The 18,010-nt window shown below is 71.0% G+C and carries 17 protein-coding genes and 1 tRNA gene; 8 read left to right on the top strand and 10 right to left on the bottom strand.

Annotated elements, in window-relative coordinates:
* Nucleotides 1-5: 5 nt before the first annotated feature.
* The gene (locus ACIBEF_RS21390; RefSeq protein ID WP_007454122.1) at nt 6-794 is read right to left on the bottom strand and encodes a DUF3662 and FHA domain-containing protein; all 789 of its coding nucleotides are present in this window, start codon (nt 792-794) and stop codon (nt 6-8) included.
* A 206-nt stretch (nt 795-1,000) separates the two neighbouring features.
* On the opposite strand from ACIBEF_RS21390, the gene ACIBEF_RS21385 reads away from it, so the two are divergent.
* The 3 genes from ACIBEF_RS21385 (at nt 1,001) to ACIBEF_RS21375 (ending at nt 3,069) form a co-directional block, all read left to right on the top strand.
* Nucleotides 1,001-1,086: transfer RNA gene (locus ACIBEF_RS21385), tRNA-Leu, on the top strand.
* Nucleotides 1,087-1,150: 64 nt separating this feature from the next.
* Nucleotides 1,151-2,266, top strand: a complete 1,116-nt coding sequence (locus ACIBEF_RS21380; RefSeq protein WP_396794942.1) for an NAD-dependent epimerase/dehydratase family protein — start codon at nt 1,151-1,153, stop codon at nt 2,264-2,266.
* Nucleotides 2,263-3,069: a WecB/TagA/CpsF family glycosyltransferase gene (locus ACIBEF_RS21375; protein WP_396794941.1), complete on the top strand. Its 807-nt coding sequence runs from the start codon at nt 2,263-2,265 to the stop codon at nt 3,067-3,069. The genes ACIBEF_RS21380 and ACIBEF_RS21375 overlap by 4 nt, the downstream gene beginning before the upstream one ends.
* A 67-nt stretch (nt 3,070-3,136) precedes the next feature.
* On the opposite strand, the gene ACIBEF_RS21370 is transcribed toward ACIBEF_RS21375, so the two are convergent.
* Nucleotides 3,137-4,693, bottom strand: coding sequence for a S8 family peptidase (locus ACIBEF_RS21370; protein ID WP_396794940.1), 1,557 nt, complete (start codon nt 4,691-4,693; stop codon nt 3,137-3,139).
* A 216-nt stretch (nt 4,694-4,909) separates the two neighbouring features.
* Here ACIBEF_RS21370 and ACIBEF_RS21365 point away from each other — a divergent pair, with 216 nt between their 5' ends.
* The gene (locus ACIBEF_RS21365) at nt 4,910-5,509 is read left to right on the top strand and encodes a hypothetical protein (protein ID WP_396794939.1); all 600 of its coding nucleotides are present in this window, start codon (nt 4,910-4,912) and stop codon (nt 5,507-5,509) included.
* On the opposite strand, the gene ACIBEF_RS21360 is transcribed toward ACIBEF_RS21365, so the two are convergent.
* The 3 genes from ACIBEF_RS21360 to ACIBEF_RS21350 all read right to left on the bottom strand — a co-directional run bounded on the left by ACIBEF_RS21360 (nt 5,477) and on the right by ACIBEF_RS21350 (nt 7,162).
* The gene (locus tag ACIBEF_RS21360; protein WP_238658498.1) at nt 5,477-5,875 is read right to left on the bottom strand and encodes a hypothetical protein; all 399 of its coding nucleotides are present in this window, start codon (nt 5,873-5,875) and stop codon (nt 5,477-5,479) included. The two genes, ACIBEF_RS21365 and ACIBEF_RS21360, sit on opposite strands and share 33 nt — an antisense overlap.
* 214 nt (nt 5,876-6,089) lie before the next feature.
* The gene (locus tag ACIBEF_RS21355; protein ID WP_366609951.1) at nt 6,090-6,311 is read right to left on the bottom strand and encodes a DUF397 domain-containing protein; all 222 of its coding nucleotides are present in this window, start codon (nt 6,309-6,311) and stop codon (nt 6,090-6,092) included.
* Nucleotides 6,281-7,162, bottom strand: coding sequence for a helix-turn-helix transcriptional regulator (locus tag ACIBEF_RS21350; protein ID WP_091396372.1), 882 nt, complete (start codon nt 7,160-7,162; stop codon nt 6,281-6,283). The genes ACIBEF_RS21355 and ACIBEF_RS21350 overlap by 31 nt, the downstream gene beginning before the upstream one ends.
* Nucleotides 7,163-7,788: 626 nt before the next feature.
* Between ACIBEF_RS21350 and ACIBEF_RS21345 the strand changes: the two genes are divergently transcribed.
* Together ACIBEF_RS21345 and ACIBEF_RS21340 are read left to right on the top strand one after the other, a co-directional pair.
* On the top strand, nt 7,789-8,073 hold the full coding sequence (locus ACIBEF_RS21345; protein WP_091396374.1) for a hypothetical protein: 285 nt from the start codon (nt 7,789-7,791) through the stop codon (nt 8,071-8,073).
* A 103-nt stretch (nt 8,074-8,176) separates the two neighbouring features.
* A complete protein-coding gene (locus ACIBEF_RS21340) occupies nt 8,177-8,632 on the top strand; it encodes a hypothetical protein (protein WP_396794938.1) in 456 nt (151 codons plus the stop codon).
* Between the two features lie 7 nt (nt 8,633-8,639).
* Here the strand turns inward: ACIBEF_RS21340 and ACIBEF_RS21335 are convergent, their stop codons facing one another.
* Together ACIBEF_RS21335 and ACIBEF_RS21330 are read right to left on the bottom strand one after the other, a co-directional pair.
* The gene (locus ACIBEF_RS21335) at nt 8,640-9,455 is read right to left on the bottom strand and encodes a PASTA domain-containing protein (protein ID WP_396794937.1); all 816 of its coding nucleotides are present in this window, start codon (nt 9,453-9,455) and stop codon (nt 8,640-8,642) included.
* A gap of 157 nt (nt 9,456-9,612) precedes the next feature.
* The gene (locus ACIBEF_RS21330) at nt 9,613-10,293 is read right to left on the bottom strand and encodes a PASTA domain-containing protein (RefSeq protein WP_396794936.1); all 681 of its coding nucleotides are present in this window, start codon (nt 10,291-10,293) and stop codon (nt 9,613-9,615) included.
* Nucleotides 10,294-10,416: 123 nt separating this feature from the next.
* Here ACIBEF_RS21330 and ACIBEF_RS21325 point away from each other — a divergent pair, with 123 nt between their 5' ends.
* Nucleotides 10,417-11,841 (top strand): hypothetical protein, encoded by a 1,425-nt coding sequence (locus ACIBEF_RS21325; RefSeq protein ID WP_396794935.1) that lies wholly within the window; start codon nt 10,417-10,419, stop codon nt 11,839-11,841.
* Between the two features lie 123 nt (nt 11,842-11,964).
* Here ACIBEF_RS21325 and ACIBEF_RS21320 read toward each other — a convergent pair whose 3' ends face one another.
* Both ACIBEF_RS21320 and ACIBEF_RS21315 read right to left on the bottom strand, forming a co-directional pair.
* A complete protein-coding gene (locus tag ACIBEF_RS21320) occupies nt 11,965-13,443 on the bottom strand; it encodes a glutamate--cysteine ligase (RefSeq protein ID WP_396794934.1) in 1,479 nt (492 codons plus the stop codon).
* Nucleotides 13,444-13,754: 311 nt separating this feature from the next.
* Nucleotides 13,755-14,336, bottom strand: coding sequence for a YceI family protein (locus ACIBEF_RS21315; RefSeq protein WP_357222303.1), 582 nt, complete (start codon nt 14,334-14,336; stop codon nt 13,755-13,757).
* A gap of 99 nt (nt 14,337-14,435) precedes the next feature.
* Here ACIBEF_RS21315 and ACIBEF_RS21310 point away from each other — a divergent pair, with 99 nt between their 5' ends.
* The gene (locus ACIBEF_RS21310) at nt 14,436-14,954 is read left to right on the top strand and encodes a MarR family winged helix-turn-helix transcriptional regulator (protein WP_396794933.1); all 519 of its coding nucleotides are present in this window, start codon (nt 14,436-14,438) and stop codon (nt 14,952-14,954) included.
* 285 nt (nt 14,955-15,239) lie between these two features.
* Here the strand turns inward: ACIBEF_RS21310 and ACIBEF_RS21305 are convergent, their stop codons facing one another.
* The gene (locus ACIBEF_RS21305) at nt 15,240-17,891 is read right to left on the bottom strand and encodes an ATP-binding protein (protein ID WP_396794932.1); all 2,652 of its coding nucleotides are present in this window, start codon (nt 17,889-17,891) and stop codon (nt 15,240-15,242) included.
* Nucleotides 17,892-18,010 lie beyond the last annotated feature (119 nt).

Genomic DNA, 18,010 nt, shown 5'->3' with positions numbered 1-18,010 from the left:
GCGGGTCAGCCGTCCACGCGGAAGGTCAGCGTCGTCGTCCCGAGCTGGACCATGTCACCGGGGTTGAGCGCGACGGCGGAGACCCGCTGCCCGTTCACCATGGTGCCGTTGGTCGAACCCAGGTCGGTCAGCACGACCTGGCCCCCGTCGAAATCCAGCCGGGCGTGTCGCCGGGAGATGCCGACGTCGGGCAGACGCAGGTTGGCCTGGTCGCCGCGACCGATCACCGTCGACCCCATCTGAAGGGGGTAGGTGCGACCGTCGCCGGAGACCAGCCGCACGTTGCGACCGCCACCGTGCCCGGGCGGCGGGCCGTAGCCACCACCCTGGTCGTACGCGGGGTAGGCGGGCGGGCCGGCGTCGTAGCCGGGTGCCGACACCGGGGCGACCTCGCCGCCGGTGTAGACCTCGGCCGTGACACGGAACATGCCCGTGTCCAGGCCCTCGCCTCGTTCGATCTCGACGATCACGTCGCCGTAGACCGTCCACGCCTGCTCGCCGATGAACTCCGCCTGCGACTGGGCCAACTCCTGGGCCAGCGCGGCGGCGTACGGCGCCAGCCGACTGTGGTCGAACGGCGAGAGATCGATCACGTAGCGGTTGGGCACCAACGTGCGCCCACCGGCCAGGATCGCCTTGTGCGCCTCGGCCTCCCGCTGCATGGCGTTGAGGATCTCCACGGGGTGGACCACCCCTTTGAAGACCTTGGCGAAGGCCCCTTCTACCAGGCCTTCCAGACGCTTCTCGAAGCGTTGCAGCACGCTCACCGGCTCCTCCTCGGGTCCCGAGGACATGATGGTATCCGGCCGGCGCGCGCGCAGCTCACACGCCGCTCGGCCGGCTGCTCTCGACCCGTTCGGAAGGGCCGGGATTGTCGTGCTAATCTTTCGTCCGCCACGAACGGTAATCGTTCGTGGCGAGCGTCAGGGACAGCGTAGTATTCCCGGGGCCCGTTGGAGACAGCGGGGCCGGGCAGCTAGAGTGTTCCGGGTTGTGCCACGGGGATGTGGCGGAATGGCAGACGCGCACGGTTCAGGTCCGTGTGCCCGAAAGGGCGTGGGGGTTCAACTCCCCCCATCCCCACCACCGACGAGGGCTCCGCTTCATGCGGGGCCCTTCCGTCATATCGGGGCGTGCCGGACGTCACGCTATGCTCCGATGGATTCTGCCTCCGATGGACCAGGAGTGGCGTGTGAGTGTCGCGTTGGTGACAGGGTCGGGTGGTCTGATCGGCTCCGAAGCGGTCCGGCATTTCGCCGGCCTCGGTCTGGACGTCGTCGGCATCGACAACGACATGCGCCGGTACTTCTTCGGCGAGGACGGCTCCACCTCGTGGAGCCTGGAACGGCTCGGCCGTGACCTGGGTAACGCGTACACCCACTTCGCGGTGGACATCCGGGACCGGGACGGCCTGGAGCAGGTGTTCAAGAAGTACGGCTCGGACATCGCAGTGGTGATCCACAGCGCTGCCCAGCCGAGCCATGACTGGGCAGCCAAGGAGCCGTACACGGACTTCGACGTGAACGCCGGCGGCACGCTCAACATCCTGGAGAACACCCGCCGGCACGCGATCGACGCGCCGTTCATCCACTGCTCGACGAACAAGGTGTACGGCGACCGGCCCAACAGCCTGCCGCTCATCGAGTTGGAGACCCGGTACGAGCTGCCCGAGGACCACCGCTGGTACCAGGGCATCACCGAAGAGATGTCGATCGACCACTCGCTGCACTCGGTCTTCGGCGCCTCCAAGGTCGCCGCGGACGTGATGGTCCAGGAGTACGGGCGCTACTTCGACATGAAGACCGCCTGTTTCCGGGGCGGCACGCTGACCGGCCCGGCGCACTCCGCTGCCGAGCTGCACGGGTTCCTGGCCTATCTGATGCGCTGCGTCATGGAGGGCCGGACGTACAACCTCTTCGGCTACAAGGGCAAGATGGTCCGGGACGCGATCCACTCGCACGACGTGCTGACCGCGTTCGAGGCGTTCTTCCGGGCCCCGCGATCCGCGGAGGTCTACAACCTCGGTGGCGGCCGGCACTCCAACACCTCGCACATCGAGGCGTTCCGGATCGCGGAGGAGATCACCGGCCGCGAGGCGCAGATCAACTACGTCGAGCAGAGCCGCACCGGTGACCACCAGTGGTACGTGAGCAGCATGGCCCGGTTCGAGGCGCAGTATCCGGACTGGAAGATCACCTACGACGTGCCGATGATCCTGCGGGAGATCTACGAGGCCAACGCGGACAAGTGGGTGGCCCAGCCATGAGCGCCCGGACGAAGCGCAACGTGCTCGGTGTGCTGGTCGACGCCACCGACTACGCCACGGCGACCGACGCGGTGGTGACCGCGGCACACGAACGGCGTCCCCTCGCGCTGACCGCGTTGGCAGTGCACGGTGTGATGACCGGGGTGCTCGACCCGGCGCACAACGCGCGGCTCAACTCCTTCGACGTGGTGACGCCGGACGGGCAGCCCGTGCGGTGGGCGCTCAACCTGCTGCACCACGCAGGGCTCAGCGACCGGGTGTACGGACCGACCCTGACCCTGCACGTGCTGTCGCGCTTCGCCGACGAGGGGTTACCGGTCTACCTGTACGGCTCGACCGAGGAGACCCTCGCCCGGTTGATCCCGGCCCTGGAGCAGATGTTCCCGGCGCTGAAGATCGCCGGGGTGGAGCCGTCCAAGTTCCGTGCCGTCCAACCCGGTGAGGACGCCGAGATCGCCGACCGGATCCGGTCCAGTGGCGCCCGGTTGGTGCTGGTCGGGCTCGGCTGCCCGCGCCAGGAGGTCTTCACGTACGCCATGCGGCCGCTGCTCGACATGCCGCTGATGGCGGTCGGCGCGGCCTTCGACTACCACGCCGGGCTGCTGCGCCAGCCCCCGCCGTGGATGCAGCGCGCCGGCCTTGAGTGGTTCTGGCGCCTCGGTCTGGAGCCGAAGCGGCTCTGGCGCCGCTACGTCATCCTCAACCCGGCCTACCTGAGCCGGCTCGCCGCGCAGAAGGTCGGCCTGTGGAAGGCCCGCCCGCCGGCCCCGGCCACCGAGCGGCCGGCCACCTTCTCGGTCTGAGCTTGATCCGTACGACGCGAGGCCCCACCCGACGTGCCGGGTGGGGCCTTGCGTCGTCGGAACCCGATCAGACGGTCAGGGTCCAGGTGTTGATGTAGCCGGTGTCGACCGAGTAGGTGTCCCGCACCTGGAGTCGCCAGATGCCGTCGGCGGCCTCACCGGACACGTTGACCGTGTACGTGGCGTTCACGTTGTCGGCGCTGTCCGAGGTGCTGCTGTTCTTCAGCCGGTACGAGCTGCCGTCCGGGGCGAGCAGGTCGATGACCAGATCACCGCGGTAGGTGTGCACGATGTTCACCGCCACGGTGGAGGCCGAGGAGGCGTTGCGACCGCAGCCGGAGATGGTGATCGAGCTGGTCACCGCCGAACCGGCGTCCGGGATCGACACGTCGGTGCCGTTGGTGCCGGTGCAGCCGGTGGGCGGCGGGGTGGTGCCGCCGCTGCCCACGTAGAGCAGCAGGTTCGGCGAGCCCGAGCCGGGGTTGCTCACCACGTTGGGCGTGGCGTTGGCCACCAGTTGGTTGCGGACCTGAGCCGGGGTCCAGCTCGGGTTGGCGCTGGCCACCAGGGCCGCCGCTCCGACCACGTGCGGGGTGGCCATCGAGGTGCCGCTGATCGTGTTGGTGGCCGTGTTGCTGGTGTACCAGGCCGAGGTGATCGACGAGCCGGGCGCGAAGATGTCCAGGCAGGTGCCGACGTTGGAGAACGACGACCGGGCGTCCGTGCTGGTCGTCGAGCCCACAGTGATGGCTTCCGTGGTACGCGCCGGCGAGGTGTTGCAGGCGTTCGCGCCGCTGTCGTTGCCGGCCGCCAGGCCGTACGTGACACCCGAGGCGATCGAGTTGCGGACGGCGTTGTCCAGCGAGCTGTTCGCGCCGCCGCCGAGGCTCATGTTCGCCACCGCCGGCTTGATCGCGTTCGCGGTGACCCAGTCGACGCCGCCGATCACACCGGCGTTGGTGCCACTGCCGGAGCAGTTCAGCACCCGTACGCCGACGAGCTGGACGGCCTTGGCCACCCCGTACGCGGACCCGCCGACGGTGCCGGCCACGTGCGTGCCGTGCCCGTTGCAGTCGTCGGCCGACCCGCCGTCCACCGCGTCGTAGCCGGAGGTTGCCCGGCCGCCGAAGTCGTTGTGGGAGAACCGGATGCCGGTGTCGATGATGTAGGCGTGCACGTTGCTCGCCGTGTTCGGGTAGGTGTAGGAGCTGTCCAACGGCAGGTTGCGCTGGTCGATCCGGTCGAGGCCCCAGGAGGGCGGGTTGGTCTGCGTGCCGGAGATCGAGACGGTGTGGTTCTGCTCGACGTACGCCACATCCGGGTCGGCCGCGATCCGCGCCGCCGCGCGTGCGCTGACCTTCGCCTCGAAGCCGCGCAGCGCCGCCCCGTAGGTGCGGGCCACGGTGCCGCCGTGTCGGCCGGAGAGCCGCTTCGCCGCGTCGCCGACCCGGTCCCGGGCCACGGCGCTGTCCTTGAGTACGACGATGTAGCTGTCCGGCACGGCGGTGGCTCCGCCGGCGGCCCGAACCACACCCACGGGTTCGGCGGCCAGGGCTGGGGTACCGACGGCCAGCACGGTCGCCGCGGCCACCCCGATCAGTACGGACCTTCGTGGAAGACCCATTTCCTACCTCCCTCTGACCGGCGGTGGAACGTGACCACCGGTCCCAACATCAATCGACCGTTGCCAATCTAGCTGAGGGTAAGTCAGCCGTCGGGCAGTTGAACATGTCGAAACGGCCATACCGTCGAGTGATGACCCCCTACGGGCCCGGCGTCCGGGGCGAACGGGGGGCACGCCCGGATTCGCTCCGCCCGGATTCGGGAAAGACTCTCGAACATGGAGAGTCAGCTCAGCATCCTGCTCCCGGTCGCCGCCGTCTGGCTGGCCGCCGGCGTCGTCGCCGACGGCCTTCCCCGGCTGCGCAACACCCGCATGCTGCGTCGGCGTACCGGATGGTTGCTGGTGCTGGCCCTCACCGGCGTGGCGCTCACCGCCGCCGTGCTCGGCGGCGGGCTGTTCAGCGCTGGCACCGCTCCGATCGACCGGGCCGCCGCCGGGCTCATACTGGCCGCCGGTCCGGCGCTCGTGGCGGCGGTCTGCTCGGTACGACGGATCCGCCGGCTGTGGGCCGGCGCGGGCGCGTTCGTCAGTGCCCCCGCCGCCCCCGCGCCGCACGGGCTGCGCGCCGCCGCGGCCCACCCGCTGGTCGGGCTGCCGCTACAGGTCACCGCCCTGGCCACGGTGCCGGCGTTGATCGCCGCCGCCGGCGCCGATCTCGGGGCCGACCCCGGCGTCACCGGGCCGGCGATCACCGTGGGCGCGCTTGCGGTGATCGCCATCGGGGTCCGGCACGCGCTACGCCACAACCGCCTCGCGGAGCGGGCCCAGCCCGCCGTCGCACGGTCAACGCGGGCGGCTGGCGCTCTGCACGTATAGCAGCTCCAGGATCGACCTGGTGGCCTCGAACCAGCGGTCCAGCCAGTCCTGCGAGGGCACTGTGCCCTTCGGCGGCAGCTCCATCAGCAGACCACGCAGCAACGGGTGGTCCGCCAGGGACTCGGGCGGCTCCATCGGCCAGCCCGCCGGCGGGAACGACGGCTCGATCAGCGGGTTCGGGTCCAGTGAGGGCAGCGACAGCGGAGGATCCGTCGTCTCGGAAGCACCCTCCCGCCCGCTCAACTCCTGGTCGGTCGAGACCACCTCGGTCAGAACCGTGTCCCGACGAGCGCCGCGGTACTTGCCACCGAACCGCTCCGGCTTGGCCGGACCGGTGGTGAGGTTGTCTGAGCCGATCGTCGTCATCCGTCTCGCCTAATCGCTCGGTTGCGGGTCGGTGCGGCGGGTCGTCGACCAGCGCCGTACCGACCGGTTCAACGAGACGGGGACGCTCTGGCGACGGGAATCCCGACGGAACCTGGCCGACTCCTGCCGCGACGCGGCAGTCAGCCGCGCCTGACCGCGGACACGGCGGAGTCCCCGTCCGGCGAACCGGACGGGGACTCCACTGACCAGTCGGTCAGACCGCGCCGAACACACCACCCCGGGTGCCTGAAACGAAGGAGTGCCAGTCACCCGGTGCGAAGACCAGGGCGGGGCCTGCCTTGTCCTTCGAGTCCCGCACTCCGACCGCGCCCGTCACGTACGCCACCTCCACGCAGTTGTCACAGTTCGGCCCGCTCTTCGAGCTCTTGAACCATGCTGCCTGCGTCAGGTCCACGGGGAACCCTTTGGTCGCCATTTCCACAACGGCTCCTCTGCCAGTTTTGCGATGTGTGCGACGGACTCCTCCGGACGTATGGCCGCAGCGCGGATGTGATCGAAGATGAAGCTGTACTTCTGTAGTTCGTCGCTCTTCTCGAGGAAGAGCCCACCCGTGGCGTTCTCCGCGTACACAACATCCGGATCACCGGGCTCAGGGAAGCTGAGGATCGTGAACGTGCCGTCCATGCCGGCATGCGCACCCACCTCGAAGGGCAGGATCTGCAGCGTCACGTTCGGCAACTCGGCCACCTCGACCAACCGCTTGAGTTGACCGCGCATCACCTCGTCCCCGCCCACCGGCCGACTTACCACCGCCTCATCGAGCACCACCCACAGATCGACCGGATCGTCCTGGGTCAATAACGACTGACGACCCAAACGGACACGCACTCTTTGATGTACCTGATCGGCGGTGAAGTCCGGCCGAGCGGCACGGATCATGGCCCCGGCGTACTCCTCGGTCTCCAGAAGACCCGGAACGACCTGCTGTTCGTACGCCCGGATCGAACTGGCTGCCGCCTCCAGCCCGACGTACGCGCCGACGAGCACGGTGCTGTAGGGGTGCCACCAGCCCTTCTGGCGGGCCTCCCGGGCGATCTGCACGAGCTCGTCGCTCTCGGCGCCGACGACGCCGTAGATCCGCAGCATGTCCCGCACGTCGCGTGGGGTGGCCGTGGTGTGCCCGGTCTCGATCCGGGAGACCTTGGACGCCGAGCATTCCAACTGTTCGGCGACCACCTCGATGGTGATCCCGGCGGACTCCCGCTGGCGACGCAGCTCGGCCCCGAGCCGCCGCCGTCTGATGGTGGGACTGCGCCGCTCACTCATCGCGCAACCCGTGAGTCACTGGTCTCCGCCGCTGGCTGCTCGACCCCACTCGGGCTACCTCCGGTAACGCGCCACTGGGTGACACCCGCCGGGGGCGCGACCGTCGACCGGCGAGCGTTCGCGACGAAGGGGGTGGTGCCGGTCCTCGGCCGGCCGCGACGGGCGAAACCGGTCCCCAGTCTGCCGCCCACACGCGGATGGCTTCAATAGGCCTTTCGCGCGACACGCTCACGTATCGGCAAAAGTCGACGTGCAACTTGCATGAAGCACGTCCCTGATGCACTCTGTCCGTATGGCACGGATCACTCAGCGTCTCCGTTCGGTCCCTCGGAGTGGTGACCCCACCGCTTCGGGGAAGCCGGGCACGACGCGGGCCCGGCCGACGACAACGCGACCTGCTCCGGGGTAAGGACCCCGCCGCTGCAAGCCGGCAAGCTGCGGCGGCGGGCGCGGTTCCCGGAAGCAACCGGGTGGTGGTCGGGTGGCGGCACGTCACCAGCGGGGTACGGCCCGACCACCGCCATCCGCACCACCGGTTCACGAGGCACGACCCCGTCACCGGCCGAGACGTCCCCCGTTCAGGCACCGCCGGCGCAATCGCCGGCCGATCCTCCCCAGGAGCCCATGTGCTTCCCCGCACCGGTGACGTACTGCATGTGACACGCGCGGCGAGTGTCCAGTTCCTCAGGCCGATCAAGTTCCGGGTGATCCGGGTCCTCGACTGGCCGACCTATGACGGCTGGCTCTGGCTCGACGGCTACGAGTTGAACGCCGCGGGCGACGCTGTCACCCGACGGTCGATCTTCGTTCAGCGGGAAGGGTTGCAGCAACTGCAGGCCGCCCCCGAACCCCGTCCGCACACCGTGCGGGCCCGCCGCCCGGTCGCGCGTACCCCGCTCCGGGTGGGCTGACCGACCCGAACCGCCGCCGGTGGGCGTGCCGTCGCCATAGAATCGGTACGCCCACCCCGGCACGTTCCACCCGCTCGTCCAGGACCCTGACCCTGGGATGGTCATGGTCAATCAGCCCGCCCTGCGGCGGCACCACCGCTCTCTCATCGCCTATGCCTTCGGACTCCTCGCCCTCCTCGGGGCGATGGCGACACTCCTGGTCCTCGTCCGCGACCCGGCGATGTCGTCCACCCGGCTGACCGCACCGGTGCCCGCACCGGAGATCACCGTGCTCGACTCCGACCCGCCGACGGGCGACGGTCAGTCGGTCTACGAGAAACCCGGCTGGACCGACACCGACACCCCGGCCGACCAGGCGGGCGGCACCGACCTGACCGGGCCGGTGTCCGGGCTGGGTGCCGGCGGTCAGTCCGACGGCCGTCAGGAACTCACCGAGGCCGCTCCGGCGGGGCACAGCGCCACGGACATCCGCCATTCCCTCTTCTGGTCCGGCATCTTCGGCCTCGCCATCTCGCTGGCCGGCATCGGCCTCGTCGGCACCCGTCGACGGATGTGGTGACCAGCGGTCACGACGTGCTCGTCACAGTGGGGCTCGGTGTGGTCGGGCTCGCCCCGGTCGAGGGCTGGGCCTGGGAGATGATCAACAACACCTCGTCGTCGCTGGACACCGACGTGCCGGCCTCCGGCTCGGTGCCCACCACAGTCCCGGGCGGCAACTCCGACGGGCGGTACACCACCCGGTAGGTCAGGCCGAGCCGGGCCAACAGCCCTTCGGCGGTGGCCTGCGGCAGGCCGGCGAGCGGTGGCACCGGCAGCTCGTCCGGCGCTTCCGTGGTCGGCGAGCTGCTCGGCGACTCACTGGTGGGTGCCGCCGACGTGGGGGCTGCGCTGGTCGGCGGGGCGCTGGGGGCACTGGTGGGCGGAGGGGACGGCGTGGGCCCGCGATCGTCCCGGTCGTCGTCCTGCTGGGCGAGCACCACCCAGAGCGCGCCCCCGAGCAGGCCGGCGAGCAGCAGCGCCAGTACGCCCCAGAGGATCGGGGACCACCACCGCCGACCACCCTGCTCCTCGACGTACCACTCACCGCCGGCGTCGTCCGGTCGGGGCGAGCGCACCTCGGCCCGACCGGACCAGGCCGGTGGTATCGGCGCCGTCCGGTCGGCCGGCGGGCCCGGCCGGGTGCCGGCGGACCGGTCGATCGGCATTGTCTGGTCGGGGGAAAGATCGGGACGAGCCGGGACGGTCCGGTCGATCGGTGCCGTCTCGTCCGGTCCGTCAGCGGCGGGCCCGGTCGGGGCCGGCCGATCAGCGGCGGAGGGCAGGGGTCGCGTCCGGTCGTCGTCGTGCTCGTCGGCGGGAGGCTCCTGGCGGTCGTCGCTCATCGCACGTCCTTTCCCGAACCCGGACGGGCGTCATGGCCCTCGACCGCCAACCTAGTCGCCCACACCGCCGTCGGTGGGGATCAGCGTGCCGAGCCGCGCCGGCTGTCGGCGAGACAGCACGCGGTACGGGCCGCGCGGCGAACCCGCCGGCCTGGAATCAGGGAGTGGGTTTCGGGGTCGGCTGGCCGTCGGAGCCGCACCAGATGCTGACCTGGTCGTTCCACCGGGCCGGGCCGTCCTCGGCGGGCTCCTGCCGGCTGACCTTTCCCGTACGTCCGCTGAGGTAGCGCGGGTAGAGGCCCTCGTCGACCAACTCGTCGGCGGCGTCGGCGCAACTCTCGCCGACCACGTCCGGCACCTCGGCGGCCGGCGCTGGCCCGGCAACCTGTAGTTGCACCGTCGTCCCCCGGGCGACCTCGGTGCCCACGTCCGGTGTGGTGCTCTCGACCGTACGGCCGACACCGCCACCGAAGACCAGCCGCCAACCGAGCCGCTGCTTGCGCAGCGTATCCCGGGCCTGCTCGAAGTCGGTGCCGATCACCGGCGGCACGGTCAGGCCGGCTGTCCTGGTCGGAGTGGCGGAGGTCTGGACCGCCGACGGTGTCGGTCGACCGCTGCTCGGCCGGGGTGCGGTGGGCCGGGTCGTCGACGCGCCAGCCGTGGTCGCAACGGCCAGCGGGTCACCGGAGGATGTGTCGTCCTCGCCGGCCAACAACCAGCCGCCGGTCGCACCCACGGCGGCGAGCAGCACCGCTGCCAACCCACCGCCGAGCACGACGCTGGCCCGGCCCGCACCGCCACCGGCGGCATTCTGCTGGCCCGTGTTCGTGTCCGTCATAACGCCCACCGCCTCATCACCGGCGACCGTACCGCCCGCCGCCCAACCCGCCCGCACCGGCGGTCCACACCGGCGGGTCTCTGCGACTCGCCGCGCCGACGACGGGACGTTACGCTGCCCGGCATGGCCAGACAGGGCTGGGGAGTGTCGATCGCGACGGCGATCGGGGTCGCTGCCGGCGCGGGTGCCGCACAACTGGGCTTCGGCTACGGGCTCGGCGTCATCACCTGGACGCCCACCGATGCCGGTGCGACCGACACAGCCTGGGCGGACGGCCTCGCCTGGGCGACCTGGCTCGCCGCCAGTTCGACGGTCCTCGGTGCGGTCTGCGCGCAGCGGCTGCACCAACGCAACGCCCCGGCGAAGACAGTGGTCTCTCCGGAAACCTCGCCAGACGGTGCTGCCCGCCAGGAGGGCCTGCGGCTCGATGAGCGGCGGCCGGAGCACGACAGCCCGGTCGACGGACCTTCACCGGTCGTCGACACCGGCCGCCCGGAGGTGGCGGGCACGCCACCAGCGGCGGTCGACCCGCCGGTCAGCGACCGGGGCGGCCTGCTGCGCCGGGTGGCAGTGGCGCTTGGCGCCGGGCTGGGCGGGCTGGTCACCGTCCTGTTGATCGCGGTACCCGCGCGGGTAGCGACCGGCGCGGACACCGGCGCCCCGCAACGCACGGCCGCCGTACAGGCGACGCTGGGCATCCTGATCGGCGTCCTCGTCGCGATCTGGGCGCTTCGCTCCCGAGCCGCCGCGGTCAACGTGACAGCGACGGCCGCCTGGCTCTGGCTGCTCGCGGTGATCTCCGTCATCGACGGGGTACGCGTCGGACGTGGGCTGACCGGCGCGCAGCTCGGTACCTGGCAGTTCGACCCGGACCACGCCCGGTACTGGATCGGGGGCCAGCTCTACTGGCCCGGCGCGCTGCTGGCACTGCTGCCCGCGCTGCTGATCGGCGTACTGGCCGCCCGGCGGTCCGCCCGCTTGGGCGGACACCGCGTGGGTGCGGCGGCCTCCGGCGCAGCGGGCCCGGTGCTCGTCGCGCTCGCCTACCTGACCACCCTGCCGCACTGGTCGACGCTGGGCCCGGCGCAGCTGTCCACCCAACTGATCGCCCCGTACGCGGTGATCGCCGGTGTCGGCGGCTCGGTTCTGGCCGCCCGCCTCGGCGAGCGAAGCGACCGGAACCGCCTGGCCGAACAGAGCCGCCCGGCCCGGCGGAGTGCTGTGCCTCGGGAGACGGTGACCGACCCGGCCCCGGTGACCGGGACCGAGCCCGCGCCGCCGGTCCCCGGCGCGACGGCCGAACCCACTGCGTCAACTGCCGGAGCCTCGACGGCTGGAACCACGGGACGGCGCAAAAGGGTCAGCGTGCCGTCGCAGACGCCCAGGACGGGCTCGCTGCCGGGCGAAGCCACCGCCGCGCCGCAGGTGCCCGCTCCGCGTACGGATCCCGACCGCTCGGATCCGGCCCTCCCCACCGAAGCCACCACGGAGGACACGGCCCCGAACAGCCGCCGCACCCGTGCAGCCCGCCGCCCCACCACCGACTAACCCCGCCCGCCCTTACCCCGCCCGCCCCACCCTGTCGATCATGAAGTTGTTGCCACCTCGCTTGGCGTGTCATGGCGACAACTTCCTGATCAACGCGCTTCGAGGGGGTAGGGGTGCAGGGGGTTAGGTGGTTGGCCAGGTGTGGACGGGTTCGTTGGTGCGCTGGAGTTCGGCGTAGCGCTGGACCATGTGGTGCAGCGCGGCAGGCCGGTCCATGCCGTGGCGTCGCTCCGCCGCCCAGACCGCCTCGGTCTGCCAGACGGCGCCGTTACGGCCGGTACGGCAGCGCTGCTCGATGATGTCGAGCAACCGGTCCCGCTGCGCCGGGGCGACGCCGAACCCGTCCAGGCCGGTGGCGGCGGTGGGCAGTAGTTGCTCCAGGACCAGCTTGGTGACCGGCACGTCGCCGAGCCCGGGCCAGTGCAGCACGGCGTCGAGGCCACGTCGGGCGGCGGCGTGGAAGTTCTCCTCGGCGGAGCTGAAGGTGAGTTGGCTCCAGATCGGGCGGTCGGCCTCGGCCAGGCCGCGTACCAGCCCGAAGTAGAAGGCCGCGTTGGCCAACATGTCCACCACAGTCGGGCCGGCCGGCAGCACCCGGTTCTCCACCCGCAGATGGGGTCGGCCGTTCATGATGTCGTAGACCGGACGGTTCCAGCGGTAGACCGTGCCGTTGTGCAACCGCAACTCCCCGAGCTGTGGCACACCGCCGGCGTGCAGGACCTCCACCGGGTCCTCGTCCTCGCAGATCGGCAGCAGCGGCGGGAAGTACCGGACGTTCTCCTCGAACAGGTCGAAGATCGAGGTGATCCACCGTTCGCCGAACCACACCCGCGGCCGTACGCCCTGGGCCTTCAGCTCGTCCGGACGGGTGTCGGTGGCCTGCTGGAACAGGGCGATCCGCGTTTCGGCCCACAGTTGGCGGCCGTACAGGAAGGGGCTGTTCGCCCCGACCGCCACCTGCACCCCCGCAATGGCCTGGGACGCGTTCCAGTAGTCGGCGAAGCTGTCCGGGGCGACCTGGAGGTGGAACTGGAGGCTCGTGCAGGCGGCCTCGGGGGCGATCGAGTCGGTGTGCGTGCGCAACTGCTCGACGCCACGGATGTCCAGCTCGATGTCCTCGCCCCGGGCACCGACGATCTGGTCGTTGAGCACCCGGTAACGCTCGTTGGTGGAGAGGTTGTCCTCGACCAGGTGCCCCTCGGTGAGGGTGGGCAGGATGCCGACCAGGACGATGTTCGCGTCGGATCTGGCGGCACGCTCGTCGGCCCGGGAGAGGCTGCCGCGCAGGTCGTGCTCGTAGTCGGCGAAGCCGTTGCCCTCGATGAGTCGGGGCTCGGCATTCAGTTCCAGGTTGAACTGCCCCAACTCGGTCTGGAAGAGGGGGTCCGCGATGTCGGCGAGGATCTCCTCGTTGCGCATCGCCGGCTCGGCGGCCGAGTCGACCAGGTTGAGCTCGATCTCCAGACCGGTCATCGGCCGGTCCGCGTCGAAGCCGAAGTCGTCCAGCATCAGGGCGAAGACGTCCAGGCACCGCCGTACCTTCTGCCGATATCGGACGCGATCATCCCGGGTGAAGGCGCCCTCTGAGACGTCCCTGCCCATGTGTCCTCCCGACGGCCGGCGCGGTCGGGATCATCCCGTCCCGGAAGCGCTTTGTGAAGCATCCACGGTAAGAGCGCCACCTGACCGGGGCCAGAGGCCGACGGCGATGATCCGACGTCGACCGGGGCGGACGCGCTCGTGGCGCCATCTGTACCCCGTCGTCGACCGGCTGGACCCGAAAGGGGTGAGAACAACCCGTGACAATTACCACCAGCAGTGGGAACGACGCAGGGCCCGCGCCGACGTGCGGCGCGGGCCCTGCGTACCGGATCGCCGGGAGGATTCCCCTGGCCCTCCGGCGATCCCGAAGATCAGGCCTGGCGTACGGCCTCGCCCTCGATCTCGATCTTGATCTTGCGGCTGACCAGCACGCCCCCGGTCTCCAGGGCGACGTTCCAGGTCAGGCCGAACTCCTCGCGGTCGATCTCGGTGCTCGCGGAGAAGCCGAAGATGTCCTGGCCGAACGGGCTGCGGCCGACACCCTCGAACTCCACCTCCAGCTCGACCGGACGGGTGACGTCCTTGATGGTCAGCTCACCGGTGAGCACGAACTCGCTGCCGCTACGGGACTTGACCCCGGTGCTGCGGAACTCGAGCGTCGGGAACTTCTCGGCGTCCAGGAACTCGGGGCTGCGCAGGTGCGCGTCCCGGTCGGCCTGGGTGGTGTCGACGCTGGCGGCCTGAATGGTGGCGACGACCGACGACTGCAGCGGGTCCTCGGCGACGGTGATGGTGGCGGTCGCGTCGTTGAACTCACCGCGAACCTTGCTCACCATCATGTGGCGGGCAACGAAGCCGACCCGCTTGTGCGCCACGTCGAGCGCGTAGGTGCCGGCCGCAGGGATGGTGAGGCCGTCCCAGTCGCGGGTAACCGTCTCGATGCTGCTGGTCATGCTGCTGTCCTCCAGGGGATTGTTTAATAGCCCAACGACTGCCTGAGCAACTATAACCGCAACAACATTCCCCGTGTCAAGCACTGGTATGATGAACGGGTGACCAACGTCTTCGACGATCCCCGGATCACCGCCGTCGGCCTGCTCTTCGAGGCACACGCCGGGCTGTCCGCCCGGTTCAACGCCCAACTCGAGGAGCACGGCCTCTCCGCGGTCGAGTTCGAGGTCATCACGCGACTGGCCCGCTCGCCGGGCAACCAACTACGCATGACCGACCTTGCCGCACAGACCTCCCTGTCGACAAGCGGAGTGACCCGGGTCGTGGACCGGATGGAGCGCGACGGGTTGCTGACCCGCCGGGCCTGCCCGAACGACCGCCGCAGCTCGTACGCGGTGGTCACCGCCTCAGGGATGCAACGCCTCAACGAGACGCTGCCCGGGCACCTGCAGATGATCGAGCAGTGGTTCACCGGGCAACTCGACCCAGAGGCGCTGGTGGCACTCCTCGACGGGTTGCGTCGCGTCCGCGACGCCGCTCATCCGTGCGCGACCGCCGGCAGTGACGACGTCAGCCCGGAGCAGGCCGCCGCCACCGACGACGCCCTCCGACGGCGCTGATCACCACCCGCCCTCGGGCGGCGGCAGCGGCAGAAAGACCGGCAGAACTGATCCCGCCAAGCTGGAGAATTCGGTCCAAGCCGACTTTCTGCCACCCCACCGGTGGCAGGCTTCGGGCACCGGGGATCACCGGGGGGTGACGGCGCGGGCGATCAGCGAGGGGTAGCACCAAAGGGGGCTCTTCGCCCGCGCCACTCTCCCGTCCCGATCCGCCCGAAGACGGCGCAGGGCTCGATCCGCTTCGGGGGAAGCCCGGGGCTCGATCCCCTCCGGGGCAGCGCAGGGCTACTGAGCCGGTCCACCCCGGGCGGCGATCAGCGCGTAGAGCAGTCCCGACTCCTGCGGCAACAGCCGGATGCCGCTCTCCACACAGACCCGGTCCAGTCGATCGAGCACCGACGGGTCCGCAGTGCTCGCAGCCAGCCCCACCAGCGCCTCCACCACGTCGCGGCGATCCTGCCCCGCATGGTCGGCGGCGGCCGCGAACCACTCGGCAGCCAACTCCCGGTCTCCCCGGTGCAGCGCCAGGTTCCCCTCGATCAACGCACAGAGCCCGGCCTCCGGGCCACCCCAGACCAGCGCCGAGTCGTCCGAGCGCGGTCGCGGCACGGTCCGCGCCGGCAGCGTCTCCCCGCCCCCGGCGCGCAACTCGGTCAGCACCGCTGTCGCCTCCGCGGCCCGCCCGTCCTGAGCGAGCGCCAGCCCGACGGTCCCGAGCACCCGACGGCGACGCCCGGGATCACCCAGCTCGGACAGGGCAGCTATCGCTCGCCGACCACGGTCGATGGCGTCCCCGTACCAGCCCTCCAGTCGGGCGACCTCGGCTCGATTGGCCCAGCCCAGCACCCGCAGTCGCTGCTCCCCACTCTCGGCGGCGAGTCGGTCCACCGCGGCGAGTCGGCGGCGGGCCGCAGCCAGATCACCCGCGCGGATCTCGTGCCAGGCGAGGCTGTTCTGGGCCACCGCCAGGTCCCGGGTCCGCCCGTTGCGTGCGGCCAACCGCAGCAACGCCTCGGCCTGCTCGCGAGCCTCGTCCTGCCGCCGGACGGAGATCAGCAGGGTGCCGAGCACGTTTCGCGCCTCCAACTCCCCGGTGACGTCGACGGCCTGCCGGAAGGTGTCCAACGCCGCACGGGCCGTCGACAACTCCTCGGCACCGGCGCCGTGCTCCGCCGCCAGCCGGGCGACGCCGAGGGCGGCCCAGCCACGCAGGAGAGGATCGGCGTCAGCGGTCCGCGGGTCCGCCAGCAGCCGCCGCAGCCACTGCCGCCCGACGACGTCGCGTCCACGGAACCGCCACCAGCGGGTCAGGCAGGCCGCCAGCCGCAGCGCGGTCAACGGGTCGTCGGTGGCCGCGTGGGCCAACGACGAGCTGATGTCACTGCTCATCTCGTCCAGCCGGTGCACTGCGTCGGGTAACCGTGGGCCGATCAGGTCACTGGCGGTACGGGCCACCAGGCGCGCGATGACCTCCGCGTGCCGACGCCGGATGCAGGTCAGCTCACCTCCGCCGGCCGCCTGCTCGACGGCGTAGTCCCGGACCGCGTCGAGCAGCCGGAACCGGAACGAGCCGGTGCCGCGTACGCTCAGCAGCCCCAACTCGACGAAGCGGTCCAACAGTGGAACCGGGTCGATGGCCACGGTGCCGTCCCGGTCGGCCTCGTCGGCGAGCATCTCCTCGGCCAACTCGACCGACCAGCGGTTACCGAAGACGGCCAGTTGCCGCAGCGCGGCCTGTTCGTCGGACGCCAACAGGCGGTAGCTGAACGCCACCGCGTCCCGCAGGGTGACGGCGACCGAGACCGCCGCACCGGTGTCAGGTCCGTTCGTCCGGCTGCCGAGCGCCTCCGATGCGTCCCAGGCCGGGTGGGCGGACGCGTCCGCGGGGGTGGCCAGGTCGAGCACCCGGTCGCCGTACCTGTCGAGCAGTTCGGTGAGGTCGAGGAGCCGGCCCCGGGCGGCCATCAGCTCGATGGCCAGCGGCAGCCCGCCCAACCGGCGCACCAACGCGGCGAGCGCCGGCAGCTCGGCGGGGGTGGGCGGCTCCCGGCGGACCTGAGCGAGCCGGGCGGTGAACAACGCGACAGCCGGCCACGATTCGAGCCCGGAGTGCTCGGCCTCCGGTGGTGGTACGTCGAGTGGCGCGACCGGCCAGACCCGCTCGCCGGGTAACCCGACCGGATGCCGCCCGGTGACCAGCACCCGCAGCGAGGGCAGCGCTCCGAGCAACCGGTGCAGAGTCGCGGCCACCGGGCCCGGCGCGCGTTCCACCGCGTCCATCACCAGTAGCGTCGGCCGCCCAGCGAGCAGCGCCACGAGTTCGGACAGGCGCGCCACACCGAGCACCGACATCGAGGCGGCGAGCACGTCCGGACCGTCGGCGCCCTCGCCCACCAGCACCCCGGCAACACCGGCCGGGTGAGCGGCGGCCACCAGGTGCGCCACCGACGTCGCCAGGGCGGTCTTGCCGACGCCGGCCAACCCGACGAGGCTCACCAACCGGGGTCCCCGCTCCGCGGTCAGCATTTCCGCCAGCTCGGCAAGGTCGCGTTCCCGGCCGATCAACTCCACCGGCGGCGGGAGAGCGACCGACCTGTCGGCGGGGGCGGCGGCCGACGTGGCGTCGCCGCCGACCGCCAGCGCCGTCGAGGTGGCGTCCGGCGAGGCCGGTTCGGCACCGGCACCCCGGGCAGCGGCCAGGAACGCCGCCCGACTGGTGCCGGTCAGCGCCAGTGCCCCGGCGAGCAGTTCCACAGTGGTGCGTTGTGGCCGGTTCGACCGGCCACGCTCCAGGTCACGGACCGTCCGCACACCCACCCCGGCCCGGGACGCCAGCTCGGCCTGGGTGAGGCCGGCGGCGCGTCGATGCCCGCGGAGCAGCTCCGGCAGGGTGGTACGTCCAGCCGGGCTCCGCGACCGATCATGATCCGGAGTCATGGGCTCGAAGAGTACGGATGGACTACGACCGTCGGCAGTCGAACGTCGGGCTACTGACGCCCGCTCGCCGAAACCCGACAGCCGTACGGGCAGTCCGTCCTGGACGACCGGCAGACCAG

Origin of the sequence: Micromonospora sp. NPDC050795 (assembly GCF_044456785.1) — a bacterium.
Lineage (GTDB): Bacteria > Actinomycetota > Actinomycetes > Mycobacteriales > Micromonosporaceae > Micromonospora.
Note: the sequence above shows the minus strand (reverse complement) of the source record. Positions and strands in the feature narration are given on the sequence as shown.